Source organism: Solimicrobium silvestre, assembly GCF_002976435.1.
Taxonomy (GTDB): domain Bacteria; phylum Pseudomonadota; class Gammaproteobacteria; order Burkholderiales; family Burkholderiaceae_D; genus Solimicrobium; species Solimicrobium silvestre.
Window position 1 is genome coordinate 142,192 of the sequence record NZ_PUGF01000010.1, and the last position, 19,070, is coordinate 161,261.

Annotated in this window: 16 protein-coding genes and 1 other RNA gene; 9 read left to right on the top strand and 8 right to left on the bottom strand. The window is 46.0% G+C overall.

What is annotated here, in order from left to right; all coding sequences use genetic code 11:
- Window positions 1–109 precede the first annotated feature (109 nt).
- A complete protein-coding gene (locus S2091_RS11970) occupies window positions 110–1,399 on the top strand; it encodes an NRAMP family divalent metal transporter (protein ID WP_105532115.1) in 1,290 nt (429 codons plus the stop codon).
- A 170-nt stretch (window positions 1,400–1,569) separates the two neighbouring features.
- Here S2091_RS11970 and S2091_RS11975 read toward each other — a convergent pair whose 3' ends face one another.
- Window positions 1,570–1,770, bottom strand: a complete 201-nt coding sequence (locus S2091_RS11975) for a hypothetical protein (protein WP_105532116.1) — start codon at window positions 1,768–1,770, stop codon at window positions 1,570–1,572.
- Between the two features lie 656 nt (window positions 1,771–2,426).
- Here S2091_RS11975 and S2091_RS24285 point away from each other — a divergent pair.
- Complete coding sequence (locus tag S2091_RS24285; protein ID WP_207769690.1) at window positions 2,427–2,789, top strand: cell envelope biogenesis protein TolA; 363 nt, start codon at window positions 2,427–2,429, stop codon at window positions 2,787–2,789.
- A gap of 180 nt (window positions 2,790–2,969) precedes the next feature.
- Here S2091_RS24285 and S2091_RS11985 read toward each other — a convergent pair whose 3' ends face one another.
- The 3 genes from S2091_RS11985 to ssrA all read right to left on the bottom strand — a co-directional run bounded on the left by S2091_RS11985 (window position 2,970) and on the right by ssrA (window position 4,323).
- Entirely contained in the window at window positions 2,970–3,284 is a 315-nt protein-coding gene (locus S2091_RS11985) for a type II toxin-antitoxin system RelE/ParE family toxin (RefSeq protein WP_105532118.1), read from the bottom strand.
- The gene (locus S2091_RS11990; RefSeq protein ID WP_105532119.1) at window positions 3,281–3,571 is read right to left on the bottom strand and encodes a YlcI/YnfO family protein; all 291 of its coding nucleotides are present in this window, start codon (window positions 3,569–3,571) and stop codon (window positions 3,281–3,283) included. Before S2091_RS11990 ends, S2091_RS11985 begins: the two co-directional genes overlap by 4 nt.
- 391 nt (window positions 3,572–3,962) lie before the next feature.
- Window positions 3,963–4,323, bottom strand: a transfer-messenger RNA (tmRNA) gene (gene ssrA, locus S2091_RS11995).
- Window positions 4,324–4,492: 169 nt separating this feature from the next.
- Between ssrA and pepF the strand changes: the two genes are divergently transcribed.
- Window positions 4,493–6,370, top strand: a complete 1,878-nt coding sequence (gene pepF / locus S2091_RS12000; protein ID WP_105532121.1) for an oligoendopeptidase F — start codon at window positions 4,493–4,495, stop codon at window positions 6,368–6,370.
- A gap of 150 nt (window positions 6,371–6,520) precedes the next feature.
- Here the strand turns inward: pepF and S2091_RS12005 are convergent, their stop codons facing one another.
- The 3 genes from S2091_RS12005 to ompA form a co-directional block, all read right to left on the bottom strand.
- Window positions 6,521–7,180, bottom strand: coding sequence for an HAD family hydrolase (locus S2091_RS12005; RefSeq protein WP_105532123.1), 660 nt, complete (start codon window positions 7,178–7,180; stop codon window positions 6,521–6,523).
- Window positions 7,177–7,872 carry a bifunctional 2-polyprenyl-6-hydroxyphenol methylase/3-demethylubiquinol 3-O-methyltransferase UbiG gene (ubiG, locus tag S2091_RS12010; RefSeq protein ID WP_105532124.1) on the bottom strand — a complete coding sequence of 232 codons (696 nt, stop codon included), beginning with the start codon at window positions 7,870–7,872 and terminating at the stop codon, window positions 7,177–7,179. Before ubiG ends, S2091_RS12005 begins: the two co-directional genes overlap by 4 nt.
- 126 nt (window positions 7,873–7,998) lie before the next feature.
- The gene (ompA, locus tag S2091_RS12015; RefSeq protein WP_105532126.1) at window positions 7,999–8,676 is read right to left on the bottom strand and encodes an outer membrane protein OmpA; all 678 of its coding nucleotides are present in this window, start codon (window positions 8,674–8,676) and stop codon (window positions 7,999–8,001) included.
- A 687-nt stretch (window positions 8,677–9,363) separates the two neighbouring features.
- Here ompA and gyrA point away from each other — a divergent pair.
- The 5 genes from gyrA to aroA all read left to right on the top strand — a co-directional run bounded on the left by gyrA (window position 9,364) and on the right by aroA (window position 16,707).
- On the top strand, window positions 9,364–12,057 hold the full coding sequence (gene gyrA / locus S2091_RS12020) for a DNA gyrase subunit A (protein ID WP_105532128.1): 2,694 nt from the start codon (window positions 9,364–9,366) through the stop codon (window positions 12,055–12,057).
- Window positions 12,054–13,157 carry a 3-phosphoserine/phosphohydroxythreonine transaminase gene (serC, locus tag S2091_RS12025; RefSeq protein ID WP_105532130.1) on the top strand — a complete coding sequence of 368 codons (1,104 nt, stop codon included), beginning with the start codon at window positions 12,054–12,056 and terminating at the stop codon, window positions 13,155–13,157. The genes gyrA and serC overlap by 4 nt, the downstream gene beginning before the upstream one ends.
- A gap of 16 nt (window positions 13,158–13,173) precedes the next feature.
- Complete coding sequence (gene pheA / locus S2091_RS12030; protein ID WP_105532132.1) at window positions 13,174–14,250, top strand: prephenate dehydratase; 1,077 nt, start codon at window positions 13,174–13,176, stop codon at window positions 14,248–14,250.
- Window positions 14,251–14,417: 167 nt separating this feature from the next.
- Window positions 14,418–15,341 carry a prephenate dehydrogenase gene (locus tag S2091_RS12035; RefSeq protein WP_105532134.1) on the top strand — a complete coding sequence of 308 codons (924 nt, stop codon included), beginning with the start codon at window positions 14,418–14,420 and terminating at the stop codon, window positions 15,339–15,341.
- Between the two features lie 43 nt (window positions 15,342–15,384).
- Window positions 15,385–16,707, top strand: a complete 1,323-nt coding sequence (gene aroA / locus S2091_RS12040) for a 3-phosphoshikimate 1-carboxyvinyltransferase (RefSeq protein WP_105532136.1) — start codon at window positions 15,385–15,387, stop codon at window positions 16,705–16,707.
- A 106-nt stretch (window positions 16,708–16,813) separates the two neighbouring features.
- On the opposite strand, the gene S2091_RS12045 is transcribed toward aroA, so the two are convergent.
- Window positions 16,814–17,503 (bottom strand): hypothetical protein, encoded by a 690-nt coding sequence (locus tag S2091_RS12045; RefSeq protein ID WP_105532138.1) that lies wholly within the window; start codon window positions 17,501–17,503, stop codon window positions 16,814–16,816.
- A gap of 794 nt (window positions 17,504–18,297) precedes the next feature.
- Here S2091_RS12045 and cmk point away from each other — a divergent pair.
- The gene (cmk, locus tag S2091_RS12050) at window positions 18,298–18,969 is read left to right on the top strand and encodes a (d)CMP kinase (protein WP_105532181.1); all 672 of its coding nucleotides are present in this window, start codon (window positions 18,298–18,300) and stop codon (window positions 18,967–18,969) included.
- Window positions 18,970–19,070 lie beyond the last annotated feature (101 nt).

Here is a 19,070-nt window from a genome sequence, read left to right on the forward strand (position 1 = left end):
TGCGTGTTATCGAACAGAAGTGCATTACCCTACCGTTTATTCTAGCTAGCGATATCTATTCATTTGTCCTAATAATGATTTATCCCATACTGATCAAGCGAAAGTGAGCATGTCAAATTACTCGGACACGGAAGTTATCGACTCATCGAACGAAACATGGGGGAATCAGTTAGGCCCAGGTTTAATCACAGGTGCTGCTGATGACGACCCTAGCGGTATCGCCACCTATTCGCAGGCTGGGGCTCAGTTTGGTTACAACATGTTATGGACGCTGGTCCTAACGTATCCATTTATGGTTGCGATACAAGTGATTAGCGCAAAAATTGGTCGCGTCAGTGGGCATGGTTTGGCAACGAATATTTATCGGCATTTTCCCGCTTGGCTTTTGTATTTTTTAGTTGGACTGTTACTGGTTGCTAATACCATTAACATTGCTGCGGATGTCGCTGCGATGGGTGCTGCGCTGAAACTGCTGATCGGTGGCCCGGCGCATTTCTACGCAATGGGTTTTGGCGTGATCTCCTTAGTACTGCAAATTTTTATTCCTTATTTTCGCTACGTGCGTGTACTGAAATGGCTGACATTGGCTTTGTTTGCCTATGTCGGGATTATATTCGTCGTACAAATTCCTTGGGACATCGTACTTAAGAGAACGTTCTTACCGCATTTATCATTAAATGCCGCATTTATTACCACTGTGGTTGCGGTATTTGGAACGACCATCAGCCCCTACCTATTTTTTTGGCAAGCGTCGCAAGAGGTTGAAGAGCAACGGGCCAATCAACAGGCTAAGCCGATTAGATATGCCCCTAATCAGGCCAGCGCCAATTTTCATCGCATCAAGCTTGATACCGTAATTGGAATGGGGTTTTCTAATATCGTGGCTTATTTTATTGTGCTCACGACAGCGGTAACGCTAAATTTGCATGGCGTAACGAATATTCAGACATCGGAGCAAGCAGCATCAGCCTTGCGACCCATTGCGGGCGAATTCGCATTTTGGCTTTTTAGTGCCGGTATTATAGGTACTGGATTTCTAGCCGTTCCTGTTTTGGCCGGATCAGCTGCTTATGCAATGGCAGGAGCACTGCAATGGAAAAATAGTCTGGCTCTGAAACCCTTATTGGCAAAACGGTTTTACGGGATCATTACCTTGGCTACCTTGCTTGGTGTAGCACTTTGTTTCACACCGATTGATCCGATTAAATCGCTCTACTGGAGCGCAGTCATTAATGGCGTTATCTCCGTGCCCATTATGGTCGTGATGATGTTAATGGCATCTCGTTCCGACATCATGGGGGAATTTGTAATAAGTCTTCGGCTGCGATTGTTGGGATGGGGAGGAACCATCGTTATGGCAATCGCCGTCGCAGCCATGTTCTGGTCGATAGGCAAATAACTGATGAGATAGTAGCGGGTGGCATGATGAACAAATTTAGTTTAGTTCATTAGCCGTTCTAAACAGTGGGGTGGGGCAGTACCAGAAATGCGGTTGAGTAGATTAGGCAGCAGATTGTGACTGATTTTATCCCTGCTAATGCTCAACCGTGTAAGAGCAAACATAACCGCTCATTTCCTATTAATTTCGATATTTTCTTTACTGCCGCTATTGGAAATGGCAATCATAATGCCTATACCGAAAGCAATCGCAACGCCAATTAGAGTCCATGCAGTACCAATACTGGCAAGAATTCCCAGTTTCCAGAATGCAGCCAAAACACCGCCAATTAAGATAACGAAACCCACTAGATATAAGCCTGCCCATTTCACGATAATCTCCTTACGTGATGAATTTCTTGAAAACTGTTGGTTTACAAAATTGACTAGTGGTTCTGATCCCCATGATCACCATCACGATGCTCACCACGATCTCTGTCGTGATGTTCATCCTCGTGATATCCGCCATATCCTCCCCAGACACAACCGGACAGAATCAACATTGCTACAACCATAACCATTAGTTCGATCAAACGCGTTTGTTTCATTTTGTGACCTCTTTAGAAATAACCCTGAATTGGGTTTAGCAACATCATTCTCACGATAAACGATCAGGCATCACCAATCTGTGCGCTAGCAAACACAGGCGCGTTATTTCTTTAATTACCAATAAAAGCCGTGCTAAGTAGGTATCCGCATTTTTGCTATTAAGAGTCCTGTTAATCGCGAATGTTAATAAGCGTAGAAAACCTTTGCAGATCCTTGATGGTTTGTTTCAGCGTAGCGATCTGGGTGAGTTGATTGGCATATCCATGCTGGAATTGCGGCAGGATTGGCGCGCAAACGCCTGAACGCTGGCTTGGTTGACAGTGTTAAGTGAAGAGGCGTTCTAATGATTTGCGTCAATCTGGGTCAACCTAATCACGTTGGATCACGTTTTTGGAGTACGTAGATTGACTACGAAACATTAAACTTAACAGGGATCTATCATGAACAAATTTATCACCACTTTACTTGCTGCCACCTTAGCTACTGGTGCTGCATTTGCTCAAACTCCTGCAGCTACACCCGCCGTACCAGCTATGCCCGCTGTTAAAGCGATGGCTGCATCCTCAGCAGCATCTGCGACGAGCGACGTGAAAGCAGCAGCTGCAGTGCCTGCCGCTACCGCTTCAAAGGCAGCGTCCAAAGTAGAGGGAAAAGTAACTACTAAGGCGACACAGGCAACGTCTACAGCGAAAACAGTTACGCAAAGTACAGCGACATCGGCAGTAGAAAAGGGAACGGCTAAAGTTGCTACGGTTAAAAAAGAAGTGAAAGCTGAAGCTGTAAAAGATGCTTCAACAAAATAATGTGAATTAGTCTGGGGTATTGGCTAGTAATGAAACGGCGCGATGTATTGCGCCGTTTTTTTATTGGTCAAACTTTGTGGTGGGGGGCGGGAACGTGTCCTGATCGGTCGATAGAGGTTCTACATTGCCGCAGTTCGATAATCAATTTACGGCAAATAAAAATATGGAGTAGGGCAACTATTAACGAAGTACGTCATCCTGCAGTTGATGACGAATGTTAGTTAGGTAGATCTGCGATTCGCTTTCAATGGAAAACAGCGCGATGTAGCCCGTTTTTCGGACGAACGGGATGACCAGCTTACGCTCGGTCGGATCGTTGTCCGCAATCGGATAGATGTAAGGACTGCGGCTAATTTGTTCAATTGCCTCTTCGATGGCGTCACGAGCCTCGATGGCCGCTAACAGGTCAGACTGCCCGCACTTAAACAAAAAAAGTTCAATAAGCTGTTCGAGCGCCTCTTCGGTCAGATCAACTTTATAGCCATAATCTTTCAATTACTTTCTCTTTTGCGGGCACTACCTGTACCGAATTTGGCGTCAATGATCTTATCCAGTTCGGCAATGGCAGTTTGCGCAGGAATTGTTTTTCCAGTCTCTCGGGCGTTGGCCAGTGATGCGCGTCCTCGTGCGAGAAATTCGCCGTGCACCTTCCGATAGTGGGCTTCCCGACGTGCAGCGCCTTCAATAAACGATGAAAGGGTCTCGCCTGCGACTAGAACTGATTCCATTTCTTCTCGAAACTTAGGCTCAACGCGGATTGGTGGCAAGGTGGCGGTTTTCATAATCATCTCCAATGAATCGCAAATGCAATACATTCTATGCCAATTGATACGACAGCGCTAGTCGATCACGTAATTCACAGTAGTTACAGTCAGGGGAAAATAAAAATAGGCGTTTAGCATACGAATTCTAGCTAATCTTACATTTTTTTTGGAAGCGCAAAACCTAACAGCAACTAGTTGATTTAGAAGGGAATTACGGGAGCGATCCAGCTGGAATCTGCATGAATGCTAAGGAGTCTATTGGTTAAGGCCATGATGATCTCAATGGGGGGGCAACATTTAATGCCGGATATAAATGAACTGGGAAAGCCTGCGGCGAACAAAAAACCCGCATTCTCATAGTGAGGAAGGCGGGTTTATGTACTTACTTGAACTACTTAAAACATGTTAATGGTGGAGACGGCGGGAATCGAACCCGCGTCCGCAAATACTCTACAGACAGTTCTACATACTTAGTGCTGCCATTTGATTTAATCTTTACGACGCGGACGCACACGCTGCGGAAAGACGAGTCACCTATTATTTAGTCTTAAGCCAAGTAACCCGACTCTAGACGATTCCCTATGAATGACTCTACTGCTGTTGCCAGCCCACCCTAGGGAAGAAGTGGTGTAGAGTTAGCAAGCAATTAAGCTGCTAATGCGTACGAGTTATCGTTTGCAGTTATAAATTTCAGATTGTATTTACGAGGTAGTCTGGCCTCGGTATGCCCTGCGCTGCTTTGTAACCCACGTCGAAGCCAGGTCGTCCCCAAAACAGTTTTACATTGTACCGCATTTTAGGGGTGGGTAGAGCAGTCGATAGTGTTGCGATAAATAATTGTTGCGTCTGGTGAAACTTTTCATTTAAGTATAAAGTCTTATGTTGGATTAGAAATTCACTGTTTCTAAGCTAATTGTCACTACAAAAAGGAAAATCGGGATGACAAAGAATATCTCACTTGCCACCACGCTGGCAGCTACCTTCACTCTGGTTTCAGCATTGCTGCCTAGCCTGAGTTCGGCAGCAGAAACTGAAAACGACCGTTGGAATTTAGCTGATTTATACGCGACCCAAGACGCTTGGGAGTTTGATAGCCAGCAACTTGAAAAACAGCTTAAGGAATTTTCTGCATGCCAGGGGAAATTGGGCGAATCTGTTAAGCGGTTTAAAAGTTGTTTGGATTTAAACGCCGATATGGTTAAGCGTTTTGTGCGTTTAAGTAGTTATGCATCGCAAAGCAGGGATCAAGATACCGGCGCTACATTAGGTCAGGATTTGAGCCAACGAGCTGATATTCTGGCGGTCAAGCTGGATGAAGCAACTTCATTTATTCGCCCTGAAATTTTAAAGTTGGGTGCAAATAAAGTGACGCACTTTATTAATCAAGATAAAACCTTGCAACAATACCGCCATTTTATGGATGGTATTTTACGCACTGCGCCGCACACCTTGGATGCAAGCGGTGAGTCGTTGGTGGCTAATTTTGGTTCGGCAACCAATGCCGGGCAATCGGTCTACACCACGTTGTCTAATGCTGATATGCCATGGCCTACCGTTAAATTATCAGACGGCACGGAAGTTAAGTTAGATCAGGCGGCGTATACCAAATATCGGGCTGCCGATAACCGGGCTGATCGCAAAATTGTGTTCGATGCATTCTGGGGTAAATGGAAAGAGTTCGAACGTACTTATGGCGTGACCTTTTATGAGCAGTTGAAAAAAGAAAGCGTCTACACCAAAGTGCGTCATTATCCCGATTCGCTGACCCGCGCTTTGGATGGTAATAATTTGCCGCCAGCGGTCTATAACATGCTGATTGAGCAAACTCATGCTAATTTGCCGACACTGCATCGCTACTTCAAATTACGCGCAAAAATGTTGGGTGTGACTGACCTGCATTATTACGATATCTACCCGCCGATTGTATCCAGCAATTTGAAATATCCGGTTGAGCAAGGTAAGGAATTAATGTTAGCCGCGGTGCAGCCGTTGGGTAGTGATTATGTCGCAGCGATGCAGAATGGTTTGCAGCACCGCTGGATGGATGTGTATCCACGTCCGCATAAATTATCTGGCGCGTATATGAATGGCGCGGTCTATGATGTGCATCCATATTTGCTGCTGAATTATAACGATGATTATGAGTCGATTTCGACCTTGGCGCATGAATGGGGTCATGCGATGCATTCATATTTAGCGAATAAAGCGCAGCCGTACATTAATGCTGATTACCCGACTTTTACGGCGGAAATTGCTTCCACGACCAACGAAGTGTTTATGTTGGATCACATGCTTAAAATCGCTAAAAATGACGATGAAAAGTTATTGTATTTAGGCTCGGCATTAGAAAATTTACGCGGCACGTTTTTCCGTCAGGCGATGTTTGCTGATTTTGAGCGCACCGTTCACGCTAAAGTCGATAAAGGCGAATCGTTGACTGGCGAAGATATCACTAAAATTTACACGGATATTTTAAAGCGCTACCACGGTGATGCAGAAGGTGTAATGAAAATTGATGATTTATACGGGATCGAATGGGCCTATATTCCGCACTTTTATAATCAATTTTATGTATTCCAATACGCAACGTCGATCGCCGCCGGTTCTATGTTTGCCGGACAGATTTTGAGTCATCCAAATGATAAAGCAGTGCGTGAAAATTATTTGAATGTATTACGTTCAGGCGGTTCGGCTGATCCGTACGATGTGGTGAAAGCGGCGGGAGTTGATTTGGCTTCACCAGCACCGTATCAGGCAATTTTTGCTCGCATGAATAGCATTATGGATCAGATTGAAGCGATTCAAAAAAAGCGATAAGTTGTGTTGTAGTTGATGAATGAAAAAAAAAGTCCAAGTTAACTTGGACTTTTTTTTGAGTCTTTTTTGATTGATTTGGTGTGCATTTGAGCGATTTTTATATGCATCACCCTTATTTTTTAAAATTTAAGATATCACGTATAAATAGTATTAAATAATAAATTTCAACAACTCGCTCGGTTCATATAGTAGTAAATCTGCCTGCCATTGCTCCGGCTCAGTTTGTCCGCAATAGCCCCACGCCGCTGCAATACTGCGCATACCTGCCGCCTGCGCTGCTTGAATGTCGCGTAAATCATCACCTAAATAACAGCAATCTTGCGGTGCAAGCTGTAATTGTCTGGCTGCTTCCAGTAGCGGTTCCGGGTGTGGTTTGGAGTGTGCGGTGGTGTCACCGGAAATCACGCAACTGGCGTGTTGCAAACCTAATAGTGGCACCAGTGGTTGAGTAAAGCGCGCTGCTTTATTGGTGACGATGCCCCAGGGAATGCCATGTGCAATAATGGTTTGTAGTAGTTCGGCAATACCGTCAAATAAGCTGCTGTGCTGGCAAATGGCGGCTTCGTAATTGTTTAAAAATTCGATCCGCATTGCATCAAACTCAGCATCGTGTGGCGTAACGCCAAAGCCAGCACCCAATAAGCCGCGAGCACCTGCTGAAGCGTGCGGGCGTAATTGCGCATAGGGAGCTGGTTCTAACTTGCGTTGGGTGCGCATTAAATTAACCGCGGCAGCCAAGTCAGGGGCGGTGTCGGCCAAGGTGCCATCGAGGTCAAACAGCACTGCACGTATCGTACCTAAAGACTTCATTCTGGACGACGGCAAGCCGCTAGATAATTGACGCTGGTGTCAGAGTTTAATGAATAAATTTTGCTGAGCGGGTTGTAACTCATGCCACGTAATGACAGTAGCTCTAAACCTGCTTGGCGTATTGCCTGCGCCAATTCGGCTGGCGTAATGAATTTAGCGTAATCGTGCGTGCCTTTGGGTAGCAATTTGAGCAAATATTCTGCTCCTAATACTGCATACAAATAGGACTTAGGGTTGCGATTTAATGTTGAGAAAAATACCAGTCCGCCTGGTTTGACGAGTTGCGCGCATGCCGCAATAATCGAGCTTGGATCGGGCACGTGTTCCAGCATTTCCATACAAGTCACTACATCGTAGGCGCCGGCTTCTTGGGCGGCCATTTGTTCTGCAGCAATATGTTTATAGCGGATAGTCAGGCCGGATTCCAGGCTATGCAAATCGGCGACGTTGAGTGCTTTTTCAGATAGGTCAATGCCGGTGACTGATGCGCCTTTTTTTGCCATGGATTCAGCTAAAATACCGCCGCCACAACCAACGTCAATGACTTTTTTGCCGTTTAATGAGGCGCGTGCGTGTATCCATTCAAGGCGTAACGGATTGATTTCGTGTAGAGGGCGGAATTCGGAACTAGTGTCCCACCAGTGATGAGCCACATCACTAAATTTTTGGATTTCTAAAGGGTCTGCATTCATCCGCGTATCTTAATTAAGAATGGCCGCACTTGCAACATGCACTTGCAATTATTGAGTTTGCAAGGACGTTTGTAATAGGCAATAAAAAACCCCGCCGTAGCGGGGTTCTTCATTGCGAGCAATCAATTACTTGTTGATAGTACGTGTACCAACAACTTCGATTTCAACGCGACGGTTTTTAGCGCGGCCATCTGCTGTTTTGTTATCAGCAACTGGTTGAGTAGCGCCTTTGCCGGAAGTGTAGATACGGTCAGCAGCAACACCGCTAGAAACTAAATAAGCCTTAACTGCTTCAGCACGACGTACTGACAGTTTTTGATTGTATTCAGCTTTACCAACTGAGTCAGTGTGACCAGTAGTAACGATGGCTTCCAAGTTTACATTTTTCAGGTTAGCAGCCAATTCAGTCAACTTAGCTTTACCTTCTGGTTTCAATACAGACTTGTCAAAGTCAAATAACGCATCAGCTGCGAAAGTAACTTTTTCTGTAGTAGGTACTGGTGCTGGAGGAGCAACAACAACTGGTGCAGGAGCCGCAACTGGTGCTGGTGGAGCAACAACAACTGGTGCTGGTTTTGGTGCTTCAACGCCATCGCAACCTACAACAATCGCGTCAGCTGGAGTCCAGTAGCCAGTGTGAATGCACAGACCGAACGCGTCGCGAACGATATTGCCTTGTGCGTCTTGCACGTAAGCACTGTATGGAGTTGGAGCTTTAGTGTCGGTAACGGTAGTTTGTGCTGAAGCAGAAATTGCCATTACAGCAGCAGAAGCCGCGAAAACTAGTTTTGCTAATGTGTTCATGTTTCTCCTCTCGGGTGAGATTTTTTCGCAGAAAATCTGCGTAGTTCAATTGATGCAAAGGTTGAATAATACCATCGCCTTGGGACATTACAGATACGTAGTTTCCTCCGTAATGCGCTTGGTTGCAATTCTGCCATAAGCAGAGAGTTATTACTAAACATGTTAATTTGAATACGTGATATTTCCCTTATGCGTTGTGCGGTTGCAACAAAAAGTAAGTGTTACTACTTAAGAAATTTTTACCCTCGGCAAGATTGCTAATGTTCATTGATTCGCATTGAGCGAAATGTCACAAAAATGTCACAATTGGCGCGCTTGTTACGCTCGTTTGTTGCAAGCGCACATTTCATGTTTGTGACATTTTAATCGTTAAGTAGTTGACTATTTCGATCCTATCGTAGTTACTTTTTAGAACTTTAATTTGTAATTAAATGCAGATTTGTTGCTTGAAATGCAGGTAAAACCGCCGATGTTAGAGCTTCAACATGGTAGAATTGGCGGTTTGGCGCATTGGGTCGGCTGGTCATACCGGTTTGCTTCATGCGTTAATTTGTTGATGAGGTGCTTGTTTGCTTTTCATTCTTAATTTGATTGCTTAATAGTATTTGTTGGTGCAATTCAATATTCGGCATGTGAAGACCAAGAACTTTACCCTTAATGTCAAGTTAACAGACTGCCTGCATGACTATGGATCAATTCGCTAAAGAAACACTCCCGATTTCCCTAGAGGAAGAAATGCGCAAGAGCTACCTCGACTACGCGATGAGCGTTATCGTTGGCCGTGCCTTGCCAGATGTTCGTGATGGTTTAAAACCAGTGCATAGACGCGTGTTATTCGCTATGCATGAAATGAATAATGTCTACAATCGCCCTTTCGTAAAATGTGCCCGTGTGGTTGGTGAGGTCATGGGTAAGTATCACCCGCATGGCGATGCTTCCATTTATGACACCCTGGTGCGTATGGCTCAGCACTTTTCGCTGCGTTACACCTTGGTCGACGGTCAAGGTAACTTTGGTTCAGTCGATGGCGATAATGCCGCGGCGATGCGTTATACCGAGTGCCGGCTTTCAAAAATCGCCAATGAAATTTTGGCTGATATCGACAAAGAAACAGTTGATTTCGTCCCTAACTATGACGGTAAAGAAAAAGAACCGTCGGTGTTGCCGACTCGCATTCCTAATCTGTTAATCAACGGCGCATCTGGTATTGCCGTTGGTATGGCGACTAATATTCCGCCACACAATATTACCGAAGTCATTACCGGCGCTTTGCATTTGTTAAGCAATCCTCAGTGCACGATTGATGAGTTGATTGAAATAATTCCTGCGCCAGACTTCCCGACCGCCGGTATTATTTACGGCGTATCCGGCGTGCGCGATGGTTATCGCACTGGCCGTGGCCGTGTGGTGATGCGTGCCAAAACGCATTATGAAGAATATGGCAAAGAAGGCCGTACCGCTTTAATCGTTGACGAGTTGCCGTATCAGGTTAATAAAAAATCGCTGCTGGAACGCATTGCTGAATTAGTGCGCGACAAAAAGCTCGATGGTATTTCCGATATTCGCGACGAGTCCGATAAGTCCGGTATGCGCGTCGTGATTGAATTGAAGCGCAATGAAGTGCCTGAAGTTGTGCTGAATAATCTGTACAAGCAAACGCAGTTGCAAGACACCTTCGGTATGAATATGGTGGCTTTGGTCAATGGCCAGCCGAAATTATTAAACTTGAAGCAAATGTTGGATTGTTTCTTGTCGCATCGCCGTGAAGTTGTTACGCGTCGTACCGTGTTCGAGCTGAAAAAAGCCCGTGAACGTGGTCATATGTTGGAAGGTCTGGCTGTTGCGTTGGCGAATATCGATGACTTCATCGCCATCATCAAAGCTGCGCCGACGCCACCGATGGCGAAGTCCGAGTTGATGAGTCGCGCCTGGGATTCGTCCATGGTGCGTGAGATGCTGACTCGCACCAGCGCCGATAACGTCGGCGGCATTGATGCTTTCCGCCCGGCAAATTTGCCGAAACATTATGGTATTCAAACTGACGGTTTATACAAGCTGTCCGACGATCAGGCGCAAGAAATTCTGCAAATGCGTTTGCAACGTTTGACTGGTTTAGAGCAAGACAAGATCGTCAATGAATACAAAGAAATGATGATTCAAATTGCGGATTTGTTAGATATTTTATCTAAACCATCTCGCGTGACTACCATCATCACTGACGAATTAACTGCCGCCATGAATGAATATGGCGTTGGCAATAAAGACGTACGTCGCTCTGAAATTGTACACAACGCGACTGAGCTGGAAACTGAAGACTTAATCACGCCGCAAGACATGGTTGTGACGTTGTCGCATACCGGCTACATGAAATCGCAACCGGTATCTGAATACCGTGCGCAAAAACGCGGTGGTCGCGGCAAGCAAGCAATGGCGACCAAAGACGATGATTGGATTGAACAATTATTCACCGCCAATACTCATGATTACATTTTGTGCTTCAGTAATCGCGGCCGTTTATATTGGTTGAAAGTGTGGGAAGTGCCGCAAGGTTCACGTAACTCACGCGGTAAGCCGATTGTAAATATGTTCCCGCTGCATGACGGTGAAAAAATTACGGTTATTCTGCCAATTTCCGGCGACAACCGTACCTTCCCTGAAGATCGTTACATCTTTATGTCAACCAGCTTGGGCGTTGTGAAGAAATCGGCGTTAAGTGACTTTAGTAATCCGCGTAAAGCTGGGATTATTGCGGTTGATCTGGATGAGGGCGATGTATTGATCGGCGCAGCACTGACCGATGGTAAACACGACGTCATGTTGTTCTCCGATTCCGGTAAGGCCGTTCGCTTCGACGAAGGCGATGTACGTCCTATGGGTCGTACAGCGCGCGGTGTGCGTGGTATGAACCTGGAAGAAGGTCAACAAGTTATTGCGTTGTTAGTCGCTGAAAACGAGCAGCAATCAGTATTGACTGCAACTGAAAACGGCTTCGGTAAACGTACGCCAATCGGCGAATACACCCGCCATGGTCGCGGCACCAAAGGCATGATCGCGATTCAAACGTCGGAACGTAACGGTAAAGTGGTAGCTGCGACGTTGGTTGATACTACCGACGAAATCCTGCTGATTACCACCGGTGGCGTATTGATCCGCACTCGCGTTGCCGAGATTCGTGAAATGGGGCGTGCAACGCAAGGCGTTACCCTGATTGCAGTGGAAGACGGTACCAAATTAAGTGGCTTGCAACGCATTGTGGAAACTGATGTGGAAGAAGTTATTTATGAAAACGGCGAAAATCCAGATGCCGTTGCCGATGTTTCTACAGACGCTTCTACAGACGACGGTAAAGATGAGGCCGCACCGGAGGATACTGCAGAATGATCTATAACTTTTCCGCTGGTCCTGCGGTACTTCCCAAAGAGGTATTGCAACAAGCTGCTGCAGAAATGTTGGATTGGCATGGAAGCGGTATGTCGGTGATGGAAATGAGTCATCGCGGCACTGAGTTCATGTCTATCCTGGCGAATGCGCAGCAGGATTTGCGGGAATTGTTAGCTGTACCAAGTAATTACAAAATACTGTTTATGCAGGGCGGTGCAATTGCAGAAAATGCGATTGTGCCGTTGAATTTAGCTGGTCTTGGGAATCGAGCCCAACCAGCAACGCTGGATTACATCTGCACCGGTTCCTGGTCAGTCAAGTCGATTAAAGAAGCAGCCAAATACGGCACGGTTAATGTGGCTGCGGACGCAAGAACGTTCTCGCCAGACGGTAAATTCTCCTCAATTCCGGCACCATCCAATTGGCAGTTGTCTAGTGATGCAGCTTACCTACACATCTGCACCAACGAAACTATCGATGGTGTTGAATACGGCTTTACACCTAATGTAAGCATGCCTATCGTGGCCGACATGTCTTCGCATATTTTGTCGCGCGTGATTAGTGTGTCCGACTACGGCGTGATTTACGGCGGTGCGCAAAAAAACATTGGCCCGGCCGGTTTGACGATAGTCATCGTGCGGGAAGATTTGCTTGGCTATGCATTGCCTGCTTGCCCTTCCGCGTTCAATTGGAAAACCGTGGCGGACAACGATTCCATGTTCAATACACCGCCTACTTATGCGATCTATATTGCGGGCTTAGTGTTCCAGTGGATTAAACGTCAGGGCGGAGTTGCTGCTTTAGAAAAGATCAATGTCGCCAAGGCCGCGTTACTGTACGATTACCTCGACAACAGCCGCTTGTATGAAAACCGCATTGTTAAAGACTGCCGGTCACGTATGAATGTGCCGTTTTTCTTGCGCGATGAAAGTTTAAATGCGATTTTTTTGAGTGAAGCAAAAGCACGCGGTTTGCTTCAATTAAAAGGACATAGCTCGGTCGGCGGTATGCGCGCTTCCATTTATAACGCGATGCCGATAGAAGGCGTGCAAGCCTTGGTTGCTTTTATGGACGAATTTGAGCGGCAATATTTTAAGTAATTCAGCAAGGAATATCATGAGTATTGATAAGCAACTGCAGCCGTTACGTGAAAAAATTGATGCGGTTGACGCACAAATTCTATCTTTGTTAAATTCACGCGCCGAATTGGCGCAGCAAGTCGGGCATCTGAAAGCCAACACCAATGCACCGGTGTTCAGGCCTGAGCGTGAAGCGCAAGTATTGCGCGGCGTGGCTGAACGTAATGTCGGCCCGTTACCTAGTCTTGATATTCAACTTATTTTCCGCGAAATAATGTCGGCTTGCCGCGCCTTGGAGCGTCGCGTCACCGTGGCTTATTTAGGCCCAGCCGGAACGTTTAGCGAGCAGGCGGTTTTCCAGCAATTTGGTCATGCAATTGTGTTGCTGCCTTGTGTTTCCATAGACGAAGTGTTTCGTACTACGGAAGCGGGAACGGCTGATTTTGGTGTGGTTCCGGTTGAAAATTCCAGCGAAGGTGCGGTCAACCGTACGTTGGATTTACTCTTGCAAACTAGTTTGTCGATTAGCGGCGAATTGTCGATCCCGGTGCAACACAGTTTAATGACTGCGTCTGGCGACTTGGCAGGTATCACTAAAATTTGCGCCCATTCGCAAGCCTTGGCGCAGTGCCAAACCTGGCTGAACCAGCATTATCCGAATGTGGAGCGAGTGGCAGTTGCCTCTAATGGCGAAGCGGCGCGCATGGCGAGTTTAGATTCTAGCGTGGCGGCGATTGCCGGTGAAACGGCTGGCGCTCAATATGAGTTGCAAGCGGTGCATGCGCATATTCAAGACGATCCGCATAACCGCACCCGCTTTGTCGTAATTGGCAACTCACATTGCCAGCCTTCCGGTAAAGATCAAACTTCCTTGGTGCTGGCGGTGCCGAATAAAGCTGGCGCGGTGTATAGCTTGCTAGCTCCGTTTATGCAATTTGGCGTTTCCATGACGCGCTTTGAATCGCGCCCGGCGCGGACTGGTACGTGGGAGTATTATTTCTACGTTGACGTAGAAGGGCACCAGCATGACGAGTCGGTAGCGCGATCTTTAAGTGAATTGAGAAATAGCGCGGCCTTCTTCAAGATTTTGGGTTCTTATCCGTTGAGTATTTAGTTTTAAGGTTGTGGGTAGTAGATTTATTTTTTTGGAAAAACACAGCTAGAGTCCATCTCGCTCAGGCGAGGATCCCGTGACGTATTAAGCGCCTTTAGCGCGAGTTGAGAACTTCTGGATTTCCGCCTACGCGGGAATGACGTTAACCGCATACATTAGAGGCCGTTTTGCTAGCGCATACAAACACACAGCAATTAACAAAAGTAGTGATCTTTGGGGTCGGCTTAATCGGCGGATCTTTTGCTTTGGCGTTAAAAAAACAGGCCGCTGTCAAACAAATCGTCGGCGTGGAACGTAATCAGAATGCATTGGAACGTGCGCTTGGCTTGGGCATAATTGATGTCGCCGGCGCCGATTTGGCCGCAGCATTAGATGGCGCAGACTTAGTATTAATTGCAGCGCCGGTCGCGCAAACCGAAGCTATTTTGCGTGCCATCTATCCGCATTTACAAGCACAGACTATTGTTACCGATGCTGGCAGCACCAAGGCGGATGTCGTCGAAGCCGCACGGCGCGCGCTGGAGGACAAAATTAGCCAATTCGTTCCAGCGCACCCAATCGCTGGTCGTGAATCGAATGGCCCGGATGCGGCTATTGCGAATTTATACCAAGGCAAAAAACTGGTTATTACCGCCTTGCCAGAAAATAGCCCCTCTGCACTTAATCTGGTTGCCAATACCTGGCAACGTTGTGGTGCGGTACCGTATTATTTGAATCCTGCCGAGCATGACCAAGTTTTTGCTGCGGTCAGTCATCTGCCGCACTTGCTGGCCTATGCATTGGTGGATCAAATTACCGAACAGCCACAAGCGGAATTACGTTTTCAATATGCCGCATCAGGCTTCCGCGATTTCACCCGCATTGCCGGATCTTCGCCAGAAATGTGGCGCGATATTAGCTTGGCGAATCGCGCTGCTTTGTTGGTGGAATTGACGCATTACCAAGCGCAATTGCAACGTATTTCCAATGCATTGCAGCACAGCGATGGCGAGCAGTTACTGGCAATTTTCAGCAATGCTCAGGCGGCACGCCAACGGTGGAGCCAGTCTATCGAATCTGCAGAGCCGCCGCCGAAAGAGGGTGGCGACTAATGTTGCCTACTACGTTGGCTAATTAATTTATCAAACATTGAACATGAAAATTCCTCATTTCCCACCGTATATAGATTTAAATCCGGTCACGCGCACCCAAGGTGCTATTCAGTTGCCCGGTTCAAAAAGTATCTCGAACCGCACTTTGCTATTGGCAGCATTAGCCGAAGGTAATACCGAAATCAGCGAATTGCTGGCTTCCGACGATACTTTAGTTATGCTGAATGCGCTGCAAACTTTGGGCGTGCAATGGCAACAAAAAGGCATTAGCCAAGACTATCTGGTGCATGGCGTTGATGGAAAGTTTCCGATTAAACAGGCTGATTTATTTATGGGTAATGCCGGTACGGCGATACGTCCTTTAGTGGCGGCGTTGTCGGTGTTGGGGGGTAATTACACTTTGCACGGAGTGCAACGCATGCACGAGCGTCCGATTGGTGATCTGGTCGATGCATTGCGTCGTGTCGGTTCGGATATCGCCTACACAGGTTTGCCGGGTTTCCCGCCGCTGCATATCCAAAGTGGGCAAATTCGTCCACAAGGTTGGAAAGTGGCGGGCAATGTTTCCAGTCAATTTTTAACTGCCTTGCTAATGGCTGCGCCATTGATTATTTGCGATCATGACATCGTGATTGAAGTCGTTGGTGAATTAATTTCTAAGCCATATATTGAAATCACCCTTAACCTTATGCAGCGTTTTGGCGTGCATGTAGAACGCGACGGTTGGCAAAGATTCACCATCGCCCGTGGTCAGTATTATCAAAGCCCTGGCAGTATTCATGTAGAAGGTGACGCGTCATCGGCCTCCTATTTTTTGGCCGCCGGTGCCATTTGTGGCGGCCCAGTGCGAGTAACCGGCGTTGGCCGCAATAGCATACAAGGCGATGTGCGCTTTGTTGAGGCGCTGGAGAAAATGGGGGCGAGCATTACCATGGGTGATAACTTCATTGAAGCGCGCAGCAACGGCGCATTAAAAGCCATTGATGCCGACTTTAACGCAATCCCTGATGCGGCAATGACTATAGCCATCGCCGCTTTGTACGCAGATGGCACCAGCGTGTTGCGCAATATCGCTAGTTGGCGCGTGAAAGAAACCGATCGTATCGACGCAATGGCCACCGAATTAACCAAGCTCGGCGCGCAAGTAGAAACCGGTATCGATTATCTAGCCATCACGCCACCGGCGCAGTTGAAGCCAGCCAGCATTGAAACCTATGACGACCATCGGATGGCGATGTGTTTTTCACTCGCCACCTTGAATGGAGCACTGCGAGCCGGAACGAAAGTCCGTATACTTGATCCGAAATGCGTTGCAAAAACCTTCCCTGAATATTTTTCGGTCTTTGCCGCTATTAAGCAATATTAGTTTACTTTTTTCAGTCGTAGAACAGGGTGTTTGGTAGCCGATTACTATATTTAAATTGAACGCTACCATGGTGAACACCTTAATTATGGAACAGATCGTGCTGAATTTAACGTTGAGTAGCGATTTTGCTGGCGTAAGCCGACATGCGATGTATGATGCTTTTATCAAACGTGTCCTGCGCGCACTCTAGCTGATTCCAAAATACGCTGTCTGCCCAATTGACCGTATACATAAATCCTGATTCGTTACTACCTTCTACATTAAGCGTCGTTAAATGGGAATTGACTTCATAAGCAACCGAGTCGGCATTAATTCTTACTCCCATTTTTGAATCCACGATATGATATTTTGTGAGCGAACATAGTCCGAACTCCTTGTTTTTAAAGAACTCCCTGATGCCAGTCCAAGCTTGGTTGATCTGCGTGCCAACTGGCGCATAACCCAATAATTCGCCTTGCGAGATGGGGTGGTAAGAAAAAGTCAGTTTGATGTCCTCAATATTTTTCCTTAGATAATAATAGTGAGGGTCATCAGTTAGCGTTACCCGGTTTTTGGGTAGTCTGCTTTTGATAGCCATCAGCTTGCCAGGATTTTCAGATTCAGAGTGGATGTATCCGTTTTCCTTTAGCTGTTTATTGCTGATGCTATTTGTAGGTGACATCATTTTGTTTGACGGTACAACCTGTACGCCGATAAATGGTTCTGGAAAAATTTCTGAATCATTTGGCTTTGTCTGAGCCTGGGTTGCTAATGTTGGCATTAGTAAAAGTGCAGTGTAATAAAAATTATTTTTCATAATAAATTCTCCTGTTATTTATTTTTGTCCCACCATCCGTTATAAATACTGCAATCAGTTACATTTGTTTGGCCTAGAATTATCTCTTGATTTTTTTGTTTGATGAAATGATAACCAATTACCCTCCATCCTGAGCCAGAAGCGGCCTCTCCCCAGTGGACTGCTGCACTTCGCCATGTATTTTGATAATCCATCTTAATAGTGTGACTAAATTTCTCATTGCGATAGTGATGCGAAACAGTTGCCATTAATCGATATGTTGTAAAGTCCCAAGTTATACTTTCGTTATTTCCACAATTGGCGCGGCTATGTCATGTGAGCCCATTAAATCCAGCATTCGCCGCTCCTGAAATCATTATTGTTAAAATTAACACTAGTATTTTCGTCATTTGAATGTCTCCTTAATACGATTAAGTTTTGTTTGTAAATTCAACATCATTGAAATTAATTTTTAATGCAAATATGTGAGTCTAATTGCAATATATAATTCAATATTTAATGTGTATTTATTGCAAGTAGAATTGGTAAGCTATTCCATTGGCTATTGATATAGTTGCTATTGTCAATCCGAGTTAAATTGATTCAATAAAATATCTTTGATGTTCCGTGCCGCAAGCTTTTCCGTGAAGGAAATTCATTCATGCATATATCATGCGTAATATGTTTATGGCGTGATCACTGTTTTTGACAGATGCTCAGGATTACGGTTATTCACACGGTTTCAGCTTGGTATGACACAATATTGCCTGTACAAAAAAATACGTATCGCTATTCTTTTTTTAAAAAATTCACAAATGACCAATCCGATTATCACCATAGACGGCCCGACCGCATCCGGCAAAGGCACTGTTGCGCAACTTGTTGCCCAGGCTTTGCAGTTTCATTACTTGGATTCGGGCGCACTGTATCGTCTGACTGCCTTATCAGCATTAACCCAAAAACTTGCGCTAGATGATGAGTTGGCGATAGCAACAATCGCTAGTCAATTGCCGTGTCGTTTTGAAGGCGAGCAAATTTGGCTGGGTGACGTAGAGGTCGGTAACACTATTCGTGCTGAAGAAATTGGTAATGCGGCATCAAAAATTGCTGTTTTACCAGCGGTACGCGAGGCTTTACTGCAATTGCAAAAAAGTTTTTCCAAGGCGCCGGGCTTGATTGCAGATGGCCGGGATATGGGGACAGTAGTGTTTCCTGACGCCAGTTTAAAAATATATTTAACGGCCAGCGTCGCCGCACGGGCAGAAAGAAGATTTAAGCAATTGATTAGCAAGGGATTTTCTGCTAGTATGCAAGACCTCATGCAAGATTTAACGGAACGTGACGCCCGCGACCAAAATCGCAGCGCAGCACCATTAAAGCCAGCACAAGGCGCATATATATTGGATACCTCAGCATTAACGGTTGATCAAGCCGTAGCGGAAGTCTTGCAACAATATGCAAGTTTGAGCGTAAAAAGTAGTATTTAAACGTTTGCAATTAGTACAGTTCAAGATAGCGCAAGGCTATATTGGATTTTTTTTAACCTAACCCAGTTTGATTCACCACGCGTTTGATTCGGTGCAACGAG